Annotated in this window: 16 protein-coding genes; 11 read left to right on the plus strand and 5 right to left on the minus strand. The window is 71.3% G+C overall.

Features of this window, described 5'->3' with window-relative positions:
• Complete coding sequence (locus ACFW1A_RS03085; RefSeq protein ID WP_380403124.1) at positions 1-1,857, plus strand: ricin-type beta-trefoil lectin domain protein; 1,857 nt, start codon at positions 1-3, stop codon at positions 1,855-1,857.
• 85 nt (positions 1,858-1,942) lie between these two features.
• On the opposite strand, the gene ACFW1A_RS03090 is transcribed toward ACFW1A_RS03085, so the two are convergent.
• Positions 1,943-3,454: a peptide MFS transporter gene (locus ACFW1A_RS03090; RefSeq protein WP_380403130.1), complete on the minus strand. Its 1,512-nt coding sequence runs from the start codon at positions 3,452-3,454 to the stop codon at positions 1,943-1,945.
• Between the two features lie 474 nt (positions 3,455-3,928).
• On the opposite strand from ACFW1A_RS03090, the gene ACFW1A_RS03095 reads away from it, so the two are divergent.
• Both ACFW1A_RS03095 and ACFW1A_RS03100 read left to right on the plus strand, forming a co-directional pair.
• Entirely contained in the window at positions 3,929-4,603 is a 675-nt protein-coding gene (locus ACFW1A_RS03095) for a response regulator transcription factor (RefSeq protein ID WP_380403135.1), read from the plus strand.
• Positions 4,604-4,677: 74 nt separating this feature from the next.
• Positions 4,678-5,919, plus strand: coding sequence for an ATP-binding protein (locus ACFW1A_RS03100; RefSeq protein ID WP_380403138.1), 1,242 nt, complete (start codon positions 4,678-4,680; stop codon positions 5,917-5,919).
• A gap of 52 nt (positions 5,920-5,971) precedes the next feature.
• Here the strand turns inward: ACFW1A_RS03100 and ACFW1A_RS03105 are convergent, their stop codons facing one another.
• Entirely contained in the window at positions 5,972-6,502 is a 531-nt protein-coding gene (locus ACFW1A_RS03105) for a GtrA family protein (protein ID WP_380403141.1), read from the minus strand.
• Positions 6,503-6,720: 218 nt separating this feature from the next.
• Between ACFW1A_RS03105 and ACFW1A_RS03110 the strand changes: the two genes are divergently transcribed.
• Genes ACFW1A_RS03110 through ACFW1A_RS03120 form a run of 3 tightly spaced genes read left to right on the plus strand, consistent with a single transcriptional unit; the run spans position 6,721 to position 9,562 of the window.
• The gene (locus tag ACFW1A_RS03110) at positions 6,721-7,812 is read left to right on the plus strand and encodes a 5-(carboxyamino)imidazole ribonucleotide synthase (protein ID WP_380403144.1); all 1,092 of its coding nucleotides are present in this window, start codon (positions 6,721-6,723) and stop codon (positions 7,810-7,812) included.
• Between the two features lie 32 nt (positions 7,813-7,844).
• The gene (gene purE, locus ACFW1A_RS03115; protein WP_380403256.1) at positions 7,845-8,342 is read left to right on the plus strand and encodes a 5-(carboxyamino)imidazole ribonucleotide mutase; all 498 of its coding nucleotides are present in this window, start codon (positions 7,845-7,847) and stop codon (positions 8,340-8,342) included.
• Between the two features lie 26 nt (positions 8,343-8,368).
• On the plus strand, positions 8,369-9,562 hold the full coding sequence (locus ACFW1A_RS03120) for a dipeptidase (RefSeq protein ID WP_380403147.1): 1,194 nt from the start codon (positions 8,369-8,371) through the stop codon (positions 9,560-9,562).
• Between the two features lie 6 nt (positions 9,563-9,568).
• Here the strand turns inward: ACFW1A_RS03120 and ACFW1A_RS03125 are convergent, their stop codons facing one another.
• Together ACFW1A_RS03125 and ACFW1A_RS03130 are read right to left on the minus strand one after the other, a co-directional pair.
• Positions 9,569-9,979 (minus strand): CoA-binding protein, encoded by a 411-nt coding sequence (locus ACFW1A_RS03125; RefSeq protein ID WP_380403150.1) that lies wholly within the window; start codon positions 9,977-9,979, stop codon positions 9,569-9,571.
• A gap of 37 nt (positions 9,980-10,016) precedes the next feature.
• A complete protein-coding gene (locus ACFW1A_RS03130; RefSeq protein ID WP_380403154.1) occupies positions 10,017-11,357 on the minus strand; it encodes a UDP-glucose dehydrogenase family protein in 1,341 nt (446 codons plus the stop codon).
• Between the two features lie 183 nt (positions 11,358-11,540).
• Here ACFW1A_RS03130 and ACFW1A_RS03135 point away from each other — a divergent pair, with 183 nt between their 5' ends.
• The 5 genes from ACFW1A_RS03135 to ACFW1A_RS03155 all read left to right on the plus strand — a co-directional run bounded on the left by ACFW1A_RS03135 (position 11,541) and on the right by ACFW1A_RS03155 (position 17,088).
• On the plus strand, positions 11,541-12,704 hold the full coding sequence (locus ACFW1A_RS03135; RefSeq protein ID WP_380403157.1) for an acyl-CoA dehydrogenase family protein: 1,164 nt from the start codon (positions 11,541-11,543) through the stop codon (positions 12,702-12,704).
• A 311-nt stretch (positions 12,705-13,015) separates the two neighbouring features.
• The gene (locus tag ACFW1A_RS03140) at positions 13,016-13,582 is read left to right on the plus strand and encodes a hypothetical protein (RefSeq protein ID WP_380403160.1); all 567 of its coding nucleotides are present in this window, start codon (positions 13,016-13,018) and stop codon (positions 13,580-13,582) included.
• Between the two features lie 19 nt (positions 13,583-13,601).
• A complete protein-coding gene (locus ACFW1A_RS03145; protein ID WP_380403163.1) occupies positions 13,602-14,738 on the plus strand; it encodes a tyrosine-type recombinase/integrase in 1,137 nt (378 codons plus the stop codon).
• Between the two features lie 220 nt (positions 14,739-14,958).
• Entirely contained in the window at positions 14,959-15,615 is a 657-nt protein-coding gene (locus tag ACFW1A_RS03150) for a DUF4232 domain-containing protein (RefSeq protein ID WP_380403166.1), read from the plus strand.
• 114 nt (positions 15,616-15,729) lie between these two features.
• Positions 15,730-17,088, plus strand: a complete 1,359-nt coding sequence (locus ACFW1A_RS03155) for an amino acid permease (protein WP_380403259.1) — start codon at positions 15,730-15,732, stop codon at positions 17,086-17,088.
• On the opposite strand, the gene ACFW1A_RS03160 is transcribed toward ACFW1A_RS03155, so the two are convergent.
• Positions 17,033-17,713, minus strand: a complete 681-nt coding sequence (locus tag ACFW1A_RS03160) for a TetR/AcrR family transcriptional regulator (RefSeq protein WP_380403169.1) — start codon at positions 17,711-17,713, stop codon at positions 17,033-17,035. The two genes, ACFW1A_RS03155 and ACFW1A_RS03160, sit on opposite strands and share 56 nt — an antisense overlap.
• Between the last annotated feature and the right edge of the window lie 117 nt (positions 17,714-17,830).

Here is a 17,830-nt window from a genome sequence, read left to right on the forward strand (position 1 = left end):
GTGAAGCGGTCCGCCGCGCGCGGGCTGACAGCGGCCACCGCGACCGTGGCCCTCTTCACCGCCGCGCCCGGCTTCGCCCCGGCGGCGCAGGCGGACACGGCGCCGGCCCGGCCGCTCAGCCCGACCGGTCTGGCCGTTGCTCCCGTGGAGCCGGCCCTGTTCGGCACCCCCTATGAGGGGTGCGGCGCGTACTACCAGAGCTGGGGCTACCTGCCGACCGGTGCCAGCAGCCTGACCGCCAAGGCCCGCGGCAGCGCCGTCACGATGGAGTTCCACGTCGAGGACAGCCTGGCGATCAACACTGACGTGCTGGTGGGTACCGGAGCCGTCGGTGCGGACGGCACCGCATCGTTCGCGTTGGACAGCACCAAACTGCTGGACGGACACAGCTACGCCTGGCACGCCGTCAGCCGCGACGCCCAAGGCACGGCCTCGCTGCCGTCGACCTGGTGCGGCTTCCGGATCGCACGCACCGCGCCCGGTATCGACTTCCAGCCGCGCGCTGTGCAGGCACCGCCGCACATGGGCGGATGGCAGTACACGCTGAAGTACTCCGCGAAGGCCCAGACGGACGGAATCACTCCCCAGGGCTGCCTGCAGTACCGGATCAACGACGACCCCACCTGGATCGACGCGAAGGACTGCCGCACTGACGGTGCCGCCGTCACCGGCACCGTGCAGTTCGCCTCCCCGGGGAACCAGACCGTGCACCTGCGTGTCGTGGACCAGGCCGGGAACCTCTCCAACGAGGTCCAGCTGACGACCTTCGTCTACCCCGGGCCGACGTTGCCGGGCGACCTCTGGGATCCGGCGGCGCAGTACCAGATGAGTGCGTCGACCCAGGGCACGCCGAGTCTGGGTGGCAGCCCGCTCGCGGTCACCGGCGGCGTGTCCTTCGTCGCCAACTCCGACACGGCCGACGGCCGGCCGATGCCCACCTCGGTTGCCCAACTGGACGGGACCGGCAGCATCGACGGATCGGGCCCGCTGCTGGACACCGGCAAGGACTTCTCCGTCACCACCTGGGCGAAGGCCTCGCCGGGCGGTGGCGTCGTGCTGAGTCAGGACGGCACCCAGGGGTCCGGGCTGCTCCTGTGGGCGAGCCCGTGGGACAACAACTGGCACTTCGAGCTGAGCAGCAGCGACACGACCGACCCGAACTGGGACGACACGGCCACCCGGCTGCCGGGCGCCCAGGTCAAGTACGGCACCTGGCAGCAGCTGACCGCCACCTACAACGCCCAGGCCGGCTTCCTGCAGCTCTTCGTGGACGGCCAACCCGTGGCGTCGGGTTACCACCCGGCGAGCGCGGCCTGGAACGCCAAGGGCGCTGTCCACATCGGCAGTTTCCTGCGCCAGGGCAGTCAGACCTGGAAGTTCCACGGCCTGGTGAGCGACCTGGCCACCTACGACAGAGTGGTCAACTACGCTCAGGGGACCGGCTCCTACTCTGCCGTCTCCGCCTCGTACAACTGCGTCGACGCGACCGGCGGCGGCAACGCCAACGGCACCCGGATCGAGCTCTGGAACTGCCTCGGCAGCCACGACAACCAGACGTTCTCCTCGAACCGGCCGGACGGCACGATCCGGTCGATGGGCAAGTGCCTGGACGTGACCGGCAACGCCACCAACAACGGCGCCCAGATCGAGCTGTGGGACTGCAACGGCGGCGGCAACCAGGTCTGGGAGCCGCGGGCCGACGGGTCGCTGTTCAACCCGCAGTCGGGCCGCTGCCTCGACGTCCCGTTCAACAGGGCCTACAACTATGGGACCATGCTGCAGCTCTGGGACTGCAACGGCGGCGTGAACCAGCAGTGGAACATGCCGCGCGGCTACGCGGGTGCCGGACTGCAGTAACGGCGACCGGGAACGTGACGCCGGTGGCCCGGTACGCGCTTCGCGTACCGGGCCACCGGGCTGTGTGCCGTGGGGGAGCCGTGCGTCAGTGCACGTCGCCCATCAGCTTGATCACGTTCTTGCGGTACATCACCAGCGCCACACCGGCGATGATCGCCGCGATGCCCTGCACGGCGAAGTACACCGTGGAGCCGGTCGCGTCGCCCAGGCCGAGCTGGATGACGGCGGCGACGCAGTCGCCGGCGGTGACGGCGAGGAACCAGACACCCATCATCTGGCTGGCGTACTTGGCGGGAGCCAGCTTGGTGGTGACCGACAGGCCGACCGGGGAGAGGGTCAGCTCGCCGACCGTCTGCACCAGGTAGACCAGGGCCAGCCAGAGCGGGCTGACCTTGACGCCGCCGGAGGCCGCGGCCATCGCCAGCATCATGACCAGGAACGAGGCGCCGATCATCAGCAGGCCGATGGCGAACTTCATGGTCGTGCTGGGGTTCTTGCCGCGGCGGGCGAGCCAGACCCAGAGCCAGGCGAAGACCGGGGCCAGCGCCATGATGTACAGCGGGTTCAGCGACTGGAACCAGCTGGACGGGAAGTGCCAGCCGAGCACCGACAGGTTGGTGCTGTCGTCGGCGAAGACGCTCAGGGTGGAACCGCTCTGGTCGTAGATCATCCAGAACACGGCGGCGACCACGAAGAACCAGATGTAGCCGCTGATCTTGGACTGCTCGGCGGGGGTCAGGTCCTTGTCCCGCTTGAACCGGGAGAAGACCAGCACCGGGATCGCGATGCCGGCGATCGACAGCGGCCAGACCGCCCAGGAGATGGTGAAGTGGCCGGTCAGCACGACGACGGCGTAGAACGCCAGGGCCAGCGCGACCCAGAAGGCGCCCTTGCGGAGCAGCGCGCGCTTCTCGGCCTCGCCGATCGGCGAGCCGACCACGTCGCTCTTCGCGCTCAGGTGGCGGGTCCCCAGCAGGTACTGGCCCAGGCCCAGCGCCATGCCGACGCCGGCCAGCGCGAAGCCCAGGTGCCAGTTGACGCTCTGGCCCACGGTGCCGATGACCAGCGGGGCGGCGAAGGCACCGAGGTTGATGCCCATGTAGAAGATGGTGAAGCCGCCGTCCCGGCGCGGGTCGTTCGGCCCGTCGTAGAGGTGGCCGACCATGGTGGAGATGTTGGCCTTGAGCAGGCCGGAACCGGCCGCGATGAAGACCAGGCCGACGAAGAACGAGGCCTTGAACGGCACGGCCAGCAGGAAGTGGCCGATCATGATCACGGTGCCGCCGAGCGCCACCGTCTTGCGGGCGCCCAGGAAGCGGTCGGCGATCCAGCCGCCGGGCAGCGCGAGCAGGTAGACCATGGCGTTGTACACGCTGTAGATCGCGGTCGCCATGGCGACCTTCATGCCCAGGCCGCCGTTGTGGGTCGAGGCGACCATGTACAGCACGAGCAGGGCCCGCATGCCGTAGAAGCTGAACCGCTCCCAGGTCTCGGTCATGAAGAGCGTGGCGAGTCCTCGGGGGTGCCCGAAGAAGGTCTTGCCGCCAGAAGGGGTGACCGGCTGTACGCCGGACTCCAAGGTGGTGGTTGACGCCATCAGTTGTGGTTCCTTGCCTGACTGTCCGGGACTCCGCTCACCCTGTGGTGGTGGCGGGCGGGGCCGGTGCACCGCGCGGGTCCTGATGCTGCTCGCCCAGGGGGGATCCGCGGTACATGACATGGGGACCGGACCACTGTACGTCGCGATATTCCACGACATGACGGGACAAAAGACACCAAGTGAATAACGGATGAGTCAAGCAAGTCCCAAGGGACCGCGGCAATCGATGGTACGGCAGGAAGTATGCCTTCGATGCCAAGGTCCAACGGCAGGATCTCTCCCCCTGGCGGGTGTGTCACCGAACGTGTCCGGGATCACGGGCGCACTCCGGGCGACTACCCGCTGTGAGCTTCTTCACAGGAACCGGTGGTCCGGACGGGGCGGCGCACGGACCGGCGCACGGTGCCGTGCACCCCGCCGGTGACCGGCCCGACCGCCGGAATCGGGCCTGTGGACCACTACGATCGGCCCATGACCTGTGTGCTGCTCGCCGAGGACGACCCGGCTATCTCGGAACCGCTGGCCCGTGCGCTGCGCCGTGAGGGCTACGAGGTGCTGGTCCGCGAGGACGGCCCGTCGGCACTGGAGGCGGGACTGGAGGAAGAGGTCGACCTGGTCGTCCTCGACCTCGGCCTGCCGCAGATGGACGGGCTGGAGGTGTGCCGGCGGCTGCGCGCCGACGGCCGCAGCTGCCCGGTGCTGGTGCTCACCGCCCGCGCCGACGAGGTGGACACCGTGGTCGGCCTGGACGCCGGCGCCGACGACTACGTGACCAAGCCGTTCCGGCTGGCCGAACTGCTGGCCCGGGTCCGGGCGCTGCTGCGCCGCGGCAACGTGGACTCGCTCTCCACCGGCGCGCACGGGGTGCGGATCGACATCGAGTCGCACCGCGCCTGGCTGGGCGAGGAGGAGCTGACCCTCTCGGCCAAGGAGTTCGAGCTGCTCCGGGTGCTGGTGCGGGACGCCGGCCGGGTGGTGACCCGGGAGGAGATCATGCGCCAGGTCTGGGACACCACCTGGTGGACCTCCACCAAGACCCTGGACATGCACATCTCCTGGCTGCGCAAGAAGCTCGGCGACGACGCGACCAACCCGCGCTACATCGCCACCGTGCGCGGCGTGGGCTTCCGCTTCGAGAAGAACTAGGGGCTCCTCGGTCCGCGACCGAAGGGCCCCGACCCCGACCTCCCCACCGGACCGAGACCGAAGGCACCACCCCGTTGAAACGCCGCATGATCAACTCGCTGCTCGGCGTGGTGCTGGTGGTGGTGGCGGTGTTCTGCGTCCCGCTCGCGCTGGTCGAGAAGCGCACCATCGTCAGCAGCGCCCAGGAGCGGGTGGACGCCGCCACCGTCCGGCTGCTCGGCCTGGTGGAGACCCGGCTGGCGGCCGGCGAGCCGGTGAGCCCGGAGCGGATCGGCAGCCAGGTGATCGAGGGCGACTACGCCGAGATCCGGATCCCGGGCCAGCCGGTGATCTCGATCGGCACCCCGCCGTCCGGGCACCCGCTGACCGCCACCGAGACCGGTGCCAGCGGCGAGACCGTGACGGTGGAGCAGTCCCGGCGCGACGTGGACCACGAGATCGGCAACATGCTGCTGCTGCTCGGCCTGGCCGCGCTGCTGGCCGTGCAGGCGGCGGTGGCCCTCGCGGTCTGGCAGGCCCGCCGGCTGGCCCGCCCGCTGACCGACCTGGCCGAGACCGCCGAGCGGCTCGGCTCCGGCGACCCGCGCCCGCGCGACCGCCGCTACGGGGTGCCCGAACTGGACCGGGTGGCCGAGGTGCTGGACGCCAGCGCCGAGCGGATCGGCCGGATGCTCACCGCCGAGCGGCGCCTGGCCGCCGACGCCTCGCACCAGTTGCGCACCCCGCTCACCGCGCTCTCGATGCGGCTGGAGGAGATCACCGCGCTGGCCCACCAGCCGGAGACCGTGCGCGAGGAGGCGAGCATCGCGCTGCAGCAGGTGGAGCGGCTGACCGACGTGGTCCAGCGGCTGCTCACCAACCAGCGCGACACGCACGGCCCCAGCGCGGCCGGCTTCGACCTGGACGAGGTGCTCAAGCAGCAGCGCGAGGAGTGGGCCGCCCCGATGCGCGGCACCGGGCGGCTGCTGGTGCGCGAGGGCCTGGAGCACGTCACCGCGACGGGCACCCCCGGCACCGTCTCCCAGGTGCTGGCCACGCTGATCGAGAACTCCCTGATGCACGGCGGCGGCACCATCACGCTGCGGGTGCGCTCCTCGGGCGGCTCGGTGGTGGTCGAGGTGCAGGACGAGGGCCCCGGGGTCCCGGCGGAACTGGGCAACCGGGTCTTCGAACGCACCGTCAGCGGCCGCAACTCCACCGGCATCGGCCTGGCCGTCGCCCGCGACCTCGCCGAGGCCGACGGCGGCCGGCTGGAACTGCTCTCGCTCAAGCCGCCGGTCTTCGCGCTCTTCCTGACCCGGGCCCGCAGCAACTAGCGCCGGTCTCCGCGCCCCTCCCGACCCGGGCCCGCAGCAGCTGGCGCCGGACTCAGCGCACGTACTGCGGCGAGTCCTCGACCGCCAGGATCCGCTCCGCCTGGGCGACCACCGCGGCCGGCTCCGCCAGCTCGGGGATCGCACGGAAGACCCAGGTGCGGTACGAGAAGAAGCGGAACAGGGTGGCCAGCCCGGTGCCCAGCACCTTGGCGCCGTTGTAGGCGAGGGTGCTCTTCAGCGCCAGGCCGTAGGTGGCGACCCAGACGGCGCCGTTCTCGATCAGCAGCCCGATCGCGCTGAACAGCAGGAAGAGGGTGATCTCCCGGCGGCGCGAGGCCGCGTCACTGTCCCGGTAGACCCAGTAGCGGTAGCCCAGGTAGTTGACCACGATCGCCACCAGCGTGCCGATCACCGAGCAGCGCACCGGCGCCCAGTGGGTGGCGTGCAGCACGGCGTTCGAGACGCCGAAGTTCACCGCGACACCGGCCAGTCCGACGATCGCGAACTGCACCACCTCGCCCGAGACGCCGCGCAACCGCCGGGACAGGGAGGGGCGTCGGTGCGTGCTGTTGGTGGTGGCCATCCGGGGACGTCTCCTGTGGTCCGGGCACTGGGCCATCCAGGCTACCCGCTCCGACCCGCCCGTTCCGGTGCGCCGACCGGGCCGGCAGGGCCTGCGGAGCCCGCCCGGGCGCCGCTGCACCCGCCGCGACCGGCCCGGATATCCTTGGCCGCGTGACTCTCCCCGGCACTGCAAAATTTCCCGTCGTCGGCATGGTGGGCGGCGGTCAGCTGTCCCGCATGACGCACGAGGCCGGCATCCCGCTCGGCATCCGGTTCCGCCTCCTCGCCGACACCCCGCAGGACTCGGCGGCCCAGGTGGTCGGCGACACCGTGCTCGGCGACTACCGCGACCTGGAGACGCTGCGCCGGTTCGCGGCCGACTGCGCGGTGGTCACCTTCGACCACGAGCACGTCCCCACCGAGCACCTGCGCACCCTGCAGGCCGAGGGCGTCGCGGTCCGGCCCGGTCCGGACGCGCTGGTCAACGCCCAGGACAAGGGCGTCATGCGGGCCAAGCTGGACTCGATCGGCGCGCCCTGCCCCCGGCACCGGCTGGTCGCCGACCCGGCCGACGTGACCGCCTTCGCGAACGAGGGCGACGGCTACCCCGTGGTGCTCAAGACGGTGCGCGGCGGCTACGACGGCAAGGGCGTCTGGGTGGTGGCCGACGAGAGCGAGGCGCAGGCCCCGTTCCTGGCCGGCGTCGCGGTGCTGGCCGAGGAGAAGGTCGACTTCCTCCGCGAGTTGGCCGCCAACGTGGTCCGCTCGCCCAGCGGCCAGGCGGTCGCCTACCCGGTGGTGGAGAGCGTCCAGGAGAACGGCGTCTGCGCCGAGGTGACCGCCCCCGCCCCCGACCTGGACCCGGCGCTGGCCAACGAGGCCCAGGAGCTGGCGCTGCGGATCGCCGGCGAGCTGGAGATCACCGGCCACCTGGCGGTCGAGCTGTTCCAGACCAAGGACGGCCGGATCCTGGTCAACGAGCTGGCGATGCGCCCGCACAACTCCGGCCACTGGTCGATCGACGGCGCCGTCACCTCGCAGTTCGAGAACCACCTGCGCGCGGTGCTGGACCTGCCGCTGGGCGACCCGCGCCCGCGGGCCCGGTGGACCGTGATGGTCAACGTGCTCGGCGGCGAGTACCCCGACATGTACCACGCCTACCTGCACTGCATGGCCCGCGACCCGGGCCTGCGGATCCACATGTACGGCAAGGACGTGAAGCCCGGCCGCAAGGTGGGCCACGTCACCGTCTTCGGGGACGACCTCGAGGACGTGCGCGAGCGGGCGCGCCACGCGGCCGCGTACCTGAGAGGCACGATCACCGAGTGACCAGCAACAGCACGCCGCTCGTCGGCATCGCCATGGGCTCCGACTCCGACTGGTCGGTCATGGAGGCCGCGGCCCAGGCCCTGGACGAGTTCGAGGTGCCCTACGAGGTGAACGTCCTGTCGGCGCACCGGATGCCGCGCGAGATGATCGCCTACGGCGAGCAGGCGCACACCCGGGGCCTGAAGGCGATCATCGCGGGCGCCGGCGGTGCGGCCCACCTGCCGGGCATGCTGGCCTCGGTGACCCCGCTGCCGGTGATCGGGGTGCCGGTGCCGCTGCGCTACCTGGACGGCATGGACAGCCTGCTGTCGATCGTGCAGATGCCGGCCGGCGTGCCGGTGGCCACCGTCTCGGTGGCCGGCGCGCGCAACGCCGGCCTGCTCGCGGTGCGCATGGTCGCCGCCTTCGACACCGAGCTGACCGAGAAGATGGTCGAGTTCCAGGCCGAGCTGAACCACCAGGCCACCGAGAAGGGCGCCAAGCTGCGCGCCAAGGTGGCCGGCTCGACCTCCTTCGGCTTCAGCCGGTAGCCGAACCGGAGTGGTTCGATGGGGGAATGACTTCTCCCGACACCCTCGCCCGGGCCCGCGCCCTGCTCGGCGCCGCGCCCGTGGCGGACGGTCACAACGACCTGCCCTGGGCGATGCGCGAGCAGGCCGGCTACGACCTGGCCGCCCTCGACCTGGCCGCCGACCAGAGCGCCACGCTGCACACCGACCTCGACCGGCTGACCGCCGGCGGGGTCGGCGCGCAGTTCTGGTCCGTCTACGTGCCGGCCCGGCTGGCCGGCGACGACGCGGTCAGCGCCACCCTGGAGCAGATCGACTTCGTCCGCGCGCTGGTGGACCGCTACCCGGACCGGCTGCAGCTCGCCCTGACGGCGGACCAGATGGAGGAGGCCCGGGCGCAGGGCAGGATCGCCTCGCTGATGGGCGCCGAGGGCGGGCACAGCATCAACTCCTCGCTGGCCACCCTGCGGGCGCTCCACGCGCTCGGCGTGCGCTACCTGACGCTGACGCACAACAGCAACGTGCCCTGGGCCGATTCGGCCACCGACGCACCGGCGGCGGGCGGCCTCACCCGCTTCGGCGAGGAGGTGGTCCGGGAGATGAACCGGCTCGGCATGCTGGTCGACCTCTCGCACACCTCCGCCGACACCATGCGCGACGCGCTGCGGGTCAGCGAGGCGCCGGTGCTCTTCTCGCACTCCTCCGCCCGCGCCGTCTGCGCCCACCCGCGCAACATCCCCGACGAGGTGCTGGCCCGACTGCCCGCCAACGGCGGCGTCGCGATGGCCACCTTCGTCCCGCAGTTCGTGCTGGAGGAGGCCCGCGACTGGGTGCAGCGGGCCGCCGAGGAGCTGGCCGCGCACGGCTTCGAGGCGCTGGCGCACACCCCCGACGCGATGAAGGTGCTGCACGCCTTCGAGGCCCGCGACCCGCGCCCGACCGCCACCGCGGCCACCGTCGCCGACCACCTGGACCACATGCGTGCCGTGGCCGGCATCGACCACCTGGGCATCGGCGGCGACTTCGACGGCACGGCCTTCCAGCCGGCCGGCCTGGACGACGTCTCGGGCTACCCCCACCTGATCGCCGAACTCCTGGACCGCCACTGGTCCGAGGCCGACCTCGCCAAGCTCACCTGGCACAACGCCGTCCGGGTGCTGCGCGCCGCCGAGGACGTCGCCCGCGACCTGCGGGGCAGCCGCGCGCCCTCGATCGCCACGCTGGCCGGACTGGACGGGTAGCGCCGACTACAGCAGCGGGATCTCGATGGCCGGGCAGCGGTCCATGACCATCCGCAGCCCGGCCGCCGTGGTCCGCTCGTAGGCGGCCTCGTCGACCACGTCGAGCTGGAACCAGACGGCCCGCGCCCCCGCCGCCACGGCCTGGTCGGCCACCTCGCCGGCCAGCGAGCTGTTGACGAAGACGTCCACCACGTCGACCGGGAACGGGATGTCGGCCAGCGTGGCGTAACCCTGCTCGCCGAGCACCGTCTCGGCCCTGGGGTGTACGGGGACGATCCGCTTGCCGAACCGCTGCAGCACCTGCGCCACCCCGTGGGCGGCCCGGCGCTCGTTGCGGGACAGGCCCACCACGGCCCAGGTGTCCCCGGAGGCGGTCAGGATCTCGCGGGCGGTGGCCCGGTCACGGTAGTCGGTCATGCCGGTGACAACAGGCCCCGCGGGCAGGTCATTCCGCTCAGCTCGGGCGCCCCATCGCGCGGTAGGTCCAGCCGGCCGCGCGCCAGCGGGCGCCGTCCAGCACGTTGCGCCCGTCCAGCACCCGGCGCTCGGCGACCACCTCGCCCAGCGCGACCGGGTCGAGCTCGCGGAACTCCTGCCACTCCGTCAGGTGCAGCACCACGTGGGCCCCGACCGCGGCGTCGGTCGCGGAGGCGGCGTAGGAGAGCGAGGGGAACATCTTGCGGGCGTTGTCCATCGCGCGCGGGTCGTAGACCGTCACCTCGGCGCCCTGCAGCTGGATCTGGGCGGCCACGTTGAGCGCGGGCGAGTCCCGGATGTCGTCCGAGTCCGGCTTGAAGGCGGCGCCCAGCACCGCGACCCGCCGGTCCAGGAAGCCGCCGCCGCACTGCTCGCGGGCCAGCTCGACCATCCGGGAGCGGCGGCGCATGTTGATCGAGTCGACCTCGCGCAGGAAGGTCAGCGCCTGGTCGGCGCCCAGCTCGCCGGCCCGGGCCATGAAGGCGCGGATGTCCTTGGGCAGGCAGCCGCCGCCGAAGCCGAGGCCGGCGTTCAGGAACCGGCCGCCGATCCGGTCGTCGTAGGAGAGCGCCTTGCTGAGCTGGGTGACGTCGGCGCCCGAGGTCTCGCAGACCTCGGCCATCGCGTTGATGAAGGAGATCTTGGTGGCCAGGAACGAGTTGGCGGCGGCCTTGACCAGCTCGGCGGTCGGGTAGTCGGTGACCACCATCGGCACGCCCTCGGCCAGCGGGGTCGCGTACACCTCGCGCAGCAGCTCCTCGGCCCGGCCGCCCTCGCGCACGCCGATCACGATCCGGTCCGGGTGCAGGGTGTCGCCCACCGCGAAGCCCTCGCGCAGGAACTCCGGGTTCCAGGCCAGCTCGACCTGCGCCCCGGCCGGGGCCAGCGCGGCCAGCCGCTCGGCCAGCCGGCCGGCGCTGCCCACCGGCACGGTGGACTTGCCGACCACCAGCGCCGGGCGGGTCAGGTGCGGGGCCAGCGCGTCGACCGCGGAGTCGACGTAGGACATGTCGGCGGCGAACTCACCCTTGCGCTGCGGAGTGTTCACGCAGATGAAATGCACGTCGGCGAATTCGGCGACCTCGGCGGGCGAATCCGTGAAGCGCAGCCGCCCGGTGGAGCCCGGGTGGCCCACCACGTGCTTGACCAGCAGCTCGGAGAGCCCCGGCTCGTACATCGGCACCCGGCCGGCCGCCAGCGCCGCCAGCTTGTCCTGGTCGACGTCCAGCCCGACCACCTCGAACCCGAGTTCTGCCAGGCAGGCCGCGTGCGTCGCGCCGAGGTAGCCGGTGCCGATCACCGAGATGCGCAGGGCCACAGGGGTTCCCCTTTACGGGCCGCCGGAGTAGACCGGCAGGAGCGGGACGAGGTGCAGGCACCGATGGTAACGGCTGCTGGTTGCGTGTCACCCACGTCACGTCCCCCGCGAGCAGGGGCACGCCCTAGAATGAGGGCTTACTTAACGGTAACTAACGGGTACGAATCCTGAGGGGCGCACACCATGGCGAGCAGTGCCGATTTCGACCTCTTCAAGCTCTCGGAGGAGCACGAGATGCTCCGCGAGACGGTCCGTGCGCTCGCCGAGGCGAAGATCGCGCCGTTCGCCGCCGAGGTGGACGAGCAGGGTCGGTTCCCGCAGGAGGCCCGGGACGCGCTGGAGGCCAACGACCTGCACGCGGTCCACGTCCCCGAGGAGTACGGCGGCGCCGGCGCCGACGCGCTCGCCACCGTGCTGGTGATCGAGGAGGTGGCCCGGGTCTGCGCCTCCTCCTCGCTGATCCCCGCGGTCAACAAGCTCGGCTCGCTGCCGGTCCAGCTGTCCGGCTCCGAGGAGCTCAAGGCCAAGTACCTGGGCGCGCTCGCCCGCGGCGAGGGCATGTTCTCCTACTGCCTCTCCGAGCCGGACGCGGGTTCGGACGCGGCCGGCATGAAGACCCGCGCGGTGCGCGACGGCGACTTCTGGGTGCTCAACGGCGTCAAGCGCTGGATCACCAACGCCGGCGTCTCCGAGTTCTACACGGTGATGGCCGTCACCGACCCGGAGAAGCGCTCCAAGGGCATCTCCGCCTTCGTGGTGGAGAAGGGCGACGAGGGCGTCTCGTTCGGCGCCCCGGAGAAGAAGCTGGGCATCAAGGGCTCGCCGACCCGCGAGGTCTACCTGGACAACGTGCGCATCCCGGCCGACCGCATGATCGGCGCCGAGGGCACCGGCTTCGCCACCGCGATGAAGACCCTGGACCACACCCGGATCACCATCGCCGCCCAGGCCCTCGGCATCGCCCAGGGCGCGCTCGACTACGCCAGCGGCTACGTCAAGGAGCGCAAGCAGTTCGGCAAGGCGATCGCCGAGTTCCAGGGCGTCCAGTTCATGCTGGCCGACATGGCCATGAAGCTGGAGGCGGCCCGCCAGCTCACCTACGCCGCCGCCGCCAAGTCGCAGCGGGTGGACGCCGACCTGACCTTCTTCGGCGCCGCCGCCAAGTGCTTCGCCTCGGACGTCGCGATGGAGATCACCACCGACGCGGTCCAGCTGCTCGGCGGCTACGGCTACACCCGCGACTACCCGGTCGAGCGGATGATGCGCGACGCCAAGATCACCCAGATTTACGAGGGGACGAACCAGGTCCAGCGGATCGTCATGGCCCGGAACCTGCCGAGCGCCTGATCAGACCGCAAAGCAGCAGCTCAGAGGCACCCTTCGGGGTGCCTCTGAGCTTTTCGGACGTCTCGGTCCGGTCCGGCCTGCAGTCGCCCCCGTGCTGGCCAGATGCTGGCCGACGCGGGGCGCCGAAGTCCTGGGCGTGCCCTGGCCGGCTTGGCCGATGCCGCCCTCCCGGCGGCCCGTCTCCGGTCCGCCCTGCACGTGCAAGACATGAGACACGGCTGCAACCGTGTATCGGGTGCTATGATTCGTGTCGTACCGGCAACGACCCGGTACACGGTGGCTGGCATGTCGCGTGGACTAGGTTGCGAGGCATGACAGATGTGCGACAGGGTGTGGAACTGCCGGACGGTTGGCGGCTCGAAGGGACGAAGCTGATCTATGCGCATGACCTGAGCGGTTGGGCACTTGAGGTGACCTTCCGACTGGATCTCGCTTGGATGGACGGCCCCGCTGAACTCGCGATCGTGGTGCACGACGTTGAAGCGGCAGGGGAGGACAACGGCCTGACGGCTGATCTCCTGCGCTCGATTCCGATGGGCGAGATCCGGAGGACAGGTGTGCGCCTGCGGGGCCAACTTGGTTATGCGGTAGGCCCATCCGGGCCCGGTGTCGTGCTCGACAGGGTCGAGACCGACCTTGAATACGCCCTGATGTCCGAGGTCTACACCCAACTCGTCCAGCAGGGTTTCCGGAGCCCGATCAGCCGACTGGCTGACGGGTGGGGGATGAGCCGGAACACCATCAGTGGTCGCATCCGCCGTGCGCGTGCAATGGGCTTCCTCGACGGCCCGGCGGGCAAGCCCGCCGACCGGCTGACGGAGAAGTCACGGAGCCTCTTGGAGGGGCGTAGTGGCTCGGTCGTGGATCAACGCGGCTAAGAACGGCAACGGTTGGACCGTGTTCTGGTACGACCCGGGCGGCATGCAGCGTCAGCGGACGTTGAAGCTCAAGTGCGATGCGCAGGCCGTCCGGACCAGGATCGAGCGGGAGCTCGACCTTGGCGTGTACGTCGATGTCCGACGGAGCGAGGAGCCGCTTTCCGCCGTCTTCGAGAGGTGGGCCACCTCCCGGGGGGTCGAGAACAGCAGCGTCAAGCAATACCGCACCATCCTGAACCGGAACATCCGGCCGTTCTTCGGTTCGCGGTCCATCGACGCCATCAAGCTGTCGGACGTGCAGGAGTGGGTGGCGTGGATGATCAACACCTACGACTACAAGTCGTCAACGCTCCAGTTCCGGCTGAATATCCTCACGTCCGTCTTCACCTGGGCGATGGACAGCGAGTTGATCGGTCGGAACCCGGCGAAGTACGCGACGCTCCCGGGGAGCCGTGCGAAGGCCCGCCGGGTGCAGAAGGCCAAGGTCCACGTCCCGAAGCGTGAGGACGTACACGCGATCATCGCGGGGGCGCCCGCGCGCTACCAGGGGATGCTGTGGGTCATGGCCGGCTGTGGCCTGCGGCTCGGCGAGGCGATGGGGCTCAGCCGCGACCGGATCGACTTCAGGGCGCAGACGATCACCGTCGACCGTCAGGTTGCCGGTGACGGTGATACTGGGTCCGGCAAGTTCGGAGCCCAGCGACTCCGCCACATCAAGTGGCGGGACGAGGACGATCACGGGCGTGTGGTGCCGCTCCCGGACGCTGTAGCTCTGGGGCTGAGGCGCCACCTCAAGCAGCACGGGACCTGGGGTCCGGAGGAGCTGCTCTTCTGCAACAAGACCCGCACCGGTTTCCTCTACCCGGAGTACTGGTACCAGTCGGTCTGGATGCCCGCCCTGTCGGCCGCGAGGGTGGCCTACTTCAAGACCCACTGCCTGAGGCACTTCTTCGCCTCCTCGCTGCTCGCTCAGGGCGTGCCGATGACGGAGGTCTCCGCGTGGCTCGGGCACTCGTCGGTGAGCGTCACGGAGGAGTACTACGCACATCTGATGCCCGATGCGCCGGGCCGGGCCAGGGCGGCGATCGACGCAGCCCTTGGGCTGGTCAAGCCGGTGGAAGAGGAGGGGCCGGCGGCTGACAAGTCGGTGGCGTGATCAGCGGTGCTCGCCAGATGGACGGGGGCGCCAGCCAGGTCCAGCGGATCGTCATGGCCCGGAACCTGCCGAGCGCCTGATCCCGCGTCAGTGGGCCCCTGCCACCTGGGTGGCGGGGGCCCACTGCTGTTACGCACCCGGGACGGACGGGGCCGAACCGACGGCCGGCCGGCGGGCGTGGTGATCAACGGCAGAACGGAACGACCCGACGGGGGAGACCATGCGGTGGAGCAGGGGAGCGGCCGCGGCCGCCACGGTGGCGGCGCTGGCGCTGGGGGCGGTGGCCTGCAACGACGAGACGCCCGCGGCACCGGCGCCGGCGGGCAGCGCGGCGTCCCCGGCACCCTCCGGCGCGGGTGGGCCCGGCGCCGGCGGTGGCCCGAGCGCCACCGGCGGGGCGGCCCGGCCCACGGCGAGTGCGCAGGCGGGCGGCCGCTGCCGCACGGCGGAGCTGACGGCCGACATCCAGATCCAGCCCGACCACCTCAGCTCCGCGATGGTGCTGCTGACCAACAGCGGCACCCGCACCTGCACGGTCCAGGGCTACCTCGGCTACGACGGCCTGCAGGCCGACAACAGCCCGCTCAGGCTGGCCACCAACCGGGTGGCCCATCCCGGTGCGCCGGTGGCGGTCACGCTGAAGCCCGGGACCAGCGCGTTCTCCGGGCTGAAGTGGGCCTCGTGCGACAAGTCCTCGCCGACCTGCCACTCGGTGGCGACCGTCGTGGTGACGCCGCCGGACGAGACCACCCAGCTGACCGCCCGGGTGCTCGGCACCGACGGGAAGCCGCTGACCGAGGAGATGCTCGCGGTGTCGGCAGCCGGCTTCACGGTCGGCTCGCTGCAGCCGAGCAACCAGGGCGTGGTCTTCCCCTGAGGCACCGTCGGGTCCGGGCACTTGCTCCCCGGGCCCGGGCCCGCCAAGATCACCCCCAGGCCGATCCGGGGGGAATCAGTGGCAGATCCGAAGTTGAGACAGCGGCACGTCGCGATGATCGCGCTGGGCGGGGCGATCGGGGCGGGGCTCTTCGTGGGCTCCGGGGTGGGGATCGCGGCCGCGGGCCCGGGGATCCTGATCGGCTACCTGGTGGCCGGGCTGCTCACCGTGCTGGTGATGCGGATGCTGGGCGAGCTGTCGGCGGCGTACCCGGGCAGCGGCTCGTTCTCGACGCACGCGCACCGGGCGCTGGGGCCGTGGGCGGGGCTCACGGCCGGCTGGATGTACTGGGCGCTGCTGGTGGTGAGCGTGGCGGCCGAGGCGATCGGCGCGGCCCGGATCGCGCACGGCTGGCTGCCGGCGGTGCCGCAGTGGGCCTTCGTCGCCGTCTTCATGGCCCTGTTCACCGGCAGCAACCTGGCCGGGGTGCGGCACTTCGGCGAGCTGGAGTTCTGGTTCGCCGGGCTGAAGGCCGCCACCATCTGCGCCTTCGTGCTGCTGGGGGCGGCGGCGGTGCTGGGCGTGCTGCCCGGTCGCCGGGTGGCGGTCGGCGCCGATCTGCTGCACCACGGCGGGCTGCTGCCGCACGGCTGGCACGGGGTGGCGCTGGGGCTGATCTCGGCGGTCTTCGCCTTCGGCGGGCTGGAGACGGTCACCATCGCGGCGGCGGACTGCCCGGACCCGGTGGGTGCGGTGCGCCGCGCGGTGCGCACGGTGCTGTGGCGGGTGGGCTTCTGCTACCTCGGGTCGATGACGGTGATCGTGCTGGTGGTGCCCTGGGACGACCCGGCGGTGGCGGCCGGACCGTACGCCGCGGCGATCGGGCGGCTCGGGGTGCCGGGCGCGGCCCAGCTGATGAACGCGGTGGTGCTGGTCGCGCTGCTGTCGGCGATGAACGCGAACATCTACGGCTCCTCCCGGATGCTGCACGCGCTGGCGCGGCGCGGGGACGCGCCGCGTCCGCTGGCGGCGGTGCGGGCCGGCAGCGGGGTGCCGGTGGCGGCCGTGCTGGGCTCGGCGGCGTTCGGCTTCGCCTCGGTGCTGCTGAGCCTGCGCTGGCCCGCGACCGTCTTCCCGTTCCTGCTGAACTCGATCGGCGCCGCGATCCTGGTGGTCTGGGTGCTGATCGCCGCCTCCCAGCTGCGGCTGCGCCGGCGGTTGGAGCGCACCTCGCCCGAGCTGCTGGTGGTGCGGATGTGGGGCTTCCCGTACCTGAGCTGGGTGGTTCTGGCGGCGCTGGCGGGGGTGCTCGGCTTCATGCTGGCCGATCCGGGCAGCCGCAGCCAGCTGCTCTGCACGGCGGCCTGGACCGCGGTGCTGGTGCTGGCTGCCGAGCTGAGGCGCCGCCGACGCTCCGTCAGCCCTGCCGCGGTACCGAGTAGCCGGCCAGGAAGAGATCCACTCCCGAGGTGATCAGCCGGGTCAGCTCGGCCTCGTCGAGCTCGGCGTCCGGCCGGAAGGTGCGGACCAACTGGGGCACCCCGACCGTGCAGGCGACCAGTTGCTGCACGGCCAGCGCCGGGTCCGGGACGTCCAGCACGCCGCGCCGGCCGAGCTCGGTGAACGCCTCGACCAGCGGGCCGTTGTTCATGTCGTAGCTGACCCGGTACCAGAGCTGGCCGAGCTGCGGGAAGCGGTCGATCTCGCCGATCACCAGGCGGCGCAGCGACATGATGTCCGGCCGCAGCAGGATCCGGGTCCAGTCCAGGGTCAGCCGGACCAGGGCGGCCCGCAGGTCGGCGGCCTGGGCGATGGTGGAGTTGAACGGCTCCAGGTCGGCGTAGGTGGAGGGCAGTATCCCGCCGATCACCGCGAGGAAGAGCCGTTCCTTGTTGCCGAAGTGCTTGTAGATGGTGGCCTTGGAGACGCCCGAGCGGGCGGTGATGGCGTCCATCGAGGCGGCCGAGTAGCCCTCGCGCAGGAACTCCGCCAGGGCCGCGTCGATGATCGCCCGGCGCTTGCGCTGGGCGGCGTCCACCGGCACCGGGATGATCGGGATGCCGTACTCGTCGGTCGGCCCGGCGCTGCTGGCGGCCATGGGAACCTCACTCGGGACTGCGGGGCTGGGGGAGCGTCAGTATATGAACTGAACGGTTTGGTCTGCCATCGGGAGCTGCGGCCGGGGCTGCGGCCCGAGCCCTGCGCTGCGCGCGGA

This window comes from Kitasatospora sp. NPDC058965, from assembly GCF_042741245.1.
In the GTDB taxonomy this organism is placed as follows: domain Bacteria; phylum Actinomycetota; class Actinomycetes; order Streptomycetales; family Streptomycetaceae; genus Kitasatospora.

Excerpts from the sequence above, each read along its gene's own strand:
- ACFW1A_RS03155 (WP_380403259.1), top strand. The coding sequence starts at position 15,730 with ATGATCGCGCTGGGCGGGGCGATCGGGGCGGGGCTCTTCGTGGGCTCC.
- ACFW1A_RS03120 (WP_380403147.1), top strand. The coding sequence starts at position 8,369 with ATGACTTCTCCCGACACCCTCGCCCGGGCCCGCGCCCTGCTCGGCGCC.
- ACFW1A_RS03160 (WP_380403169.1), bottom strand. The coding sequence starts at position 17,713 with ATGGCCGCCAGCAGCGCCGGGCCGACCGACGAGTACGGCATCCCGATC.
- ACFW1A_RS03090 (WP_380403130.1), bottom strand. The coding sequence starts at position 3,454 with ATGGCGTCAACCACCACCTTGGAGTCCGGCGTACAGCCGGTCACCCCT.
- ACFW1A_RS03110 (WP_380403144.1), top strand. The coding sequence starts at position 6,721 with ATGACGCACGAGGCCGGCATCCCGCTCGGCATCCGGTTCCGCCTCCTC.
- ACFW1A_RS03135 (WP_380403157.1), top strand. The coding sequence starts at position 11,541 with ATGGCGAGCAGTGCCGATTTCGACCTCTTCAAGCTCTCGGAGGAGCAC.
- ACFW1A_RS03140 (WP_380403160.1), top strand. The coding sequence starts at position 13,016 with ATGACAGATGTGCGACAGGGTGTGGAACTGCCGGACGGTTGGCGGCTC.
- ACFW1A_RS03095 (WP_380403135.1), top strand. The coding sequence starts at position 3,929 with ATGACCTGTGTGCTGCTCGCCGAGGACGACCCGGCTATCTCGGAACCG.
- purE (WP_380403256.1), top strand. The coding sequence starts at position 7,845 with ATGGGCTCCGACTCCGACTGGTCGGTCATGGAGGCCGCGGCCCAGGCC.
- ACFW1A_RS03105 (WP_380403141.1), bottom strand. The coding sequence starts at position 6,502 with ATGGCCACCACCAACAGCACGCACCGACGCCCCTCCCTGTCCCGGCGG.
- ACFW1A_RS03150 (WP_380403166.1), top strand. The coding sequence starts at position 14,959 with ATGCGGTGGAGCAGGGGAGCGGCCGCGGCCGCCACGGTGGCGGCGCTG.
- ACFW1A_RS03125 (WP_380403150.1), bottom strand. The coding sequence starts at position 9,979 with ATGACCGACTACCGTGACCGGGCCACCGCCCGCGAGATCCTGACCGCC.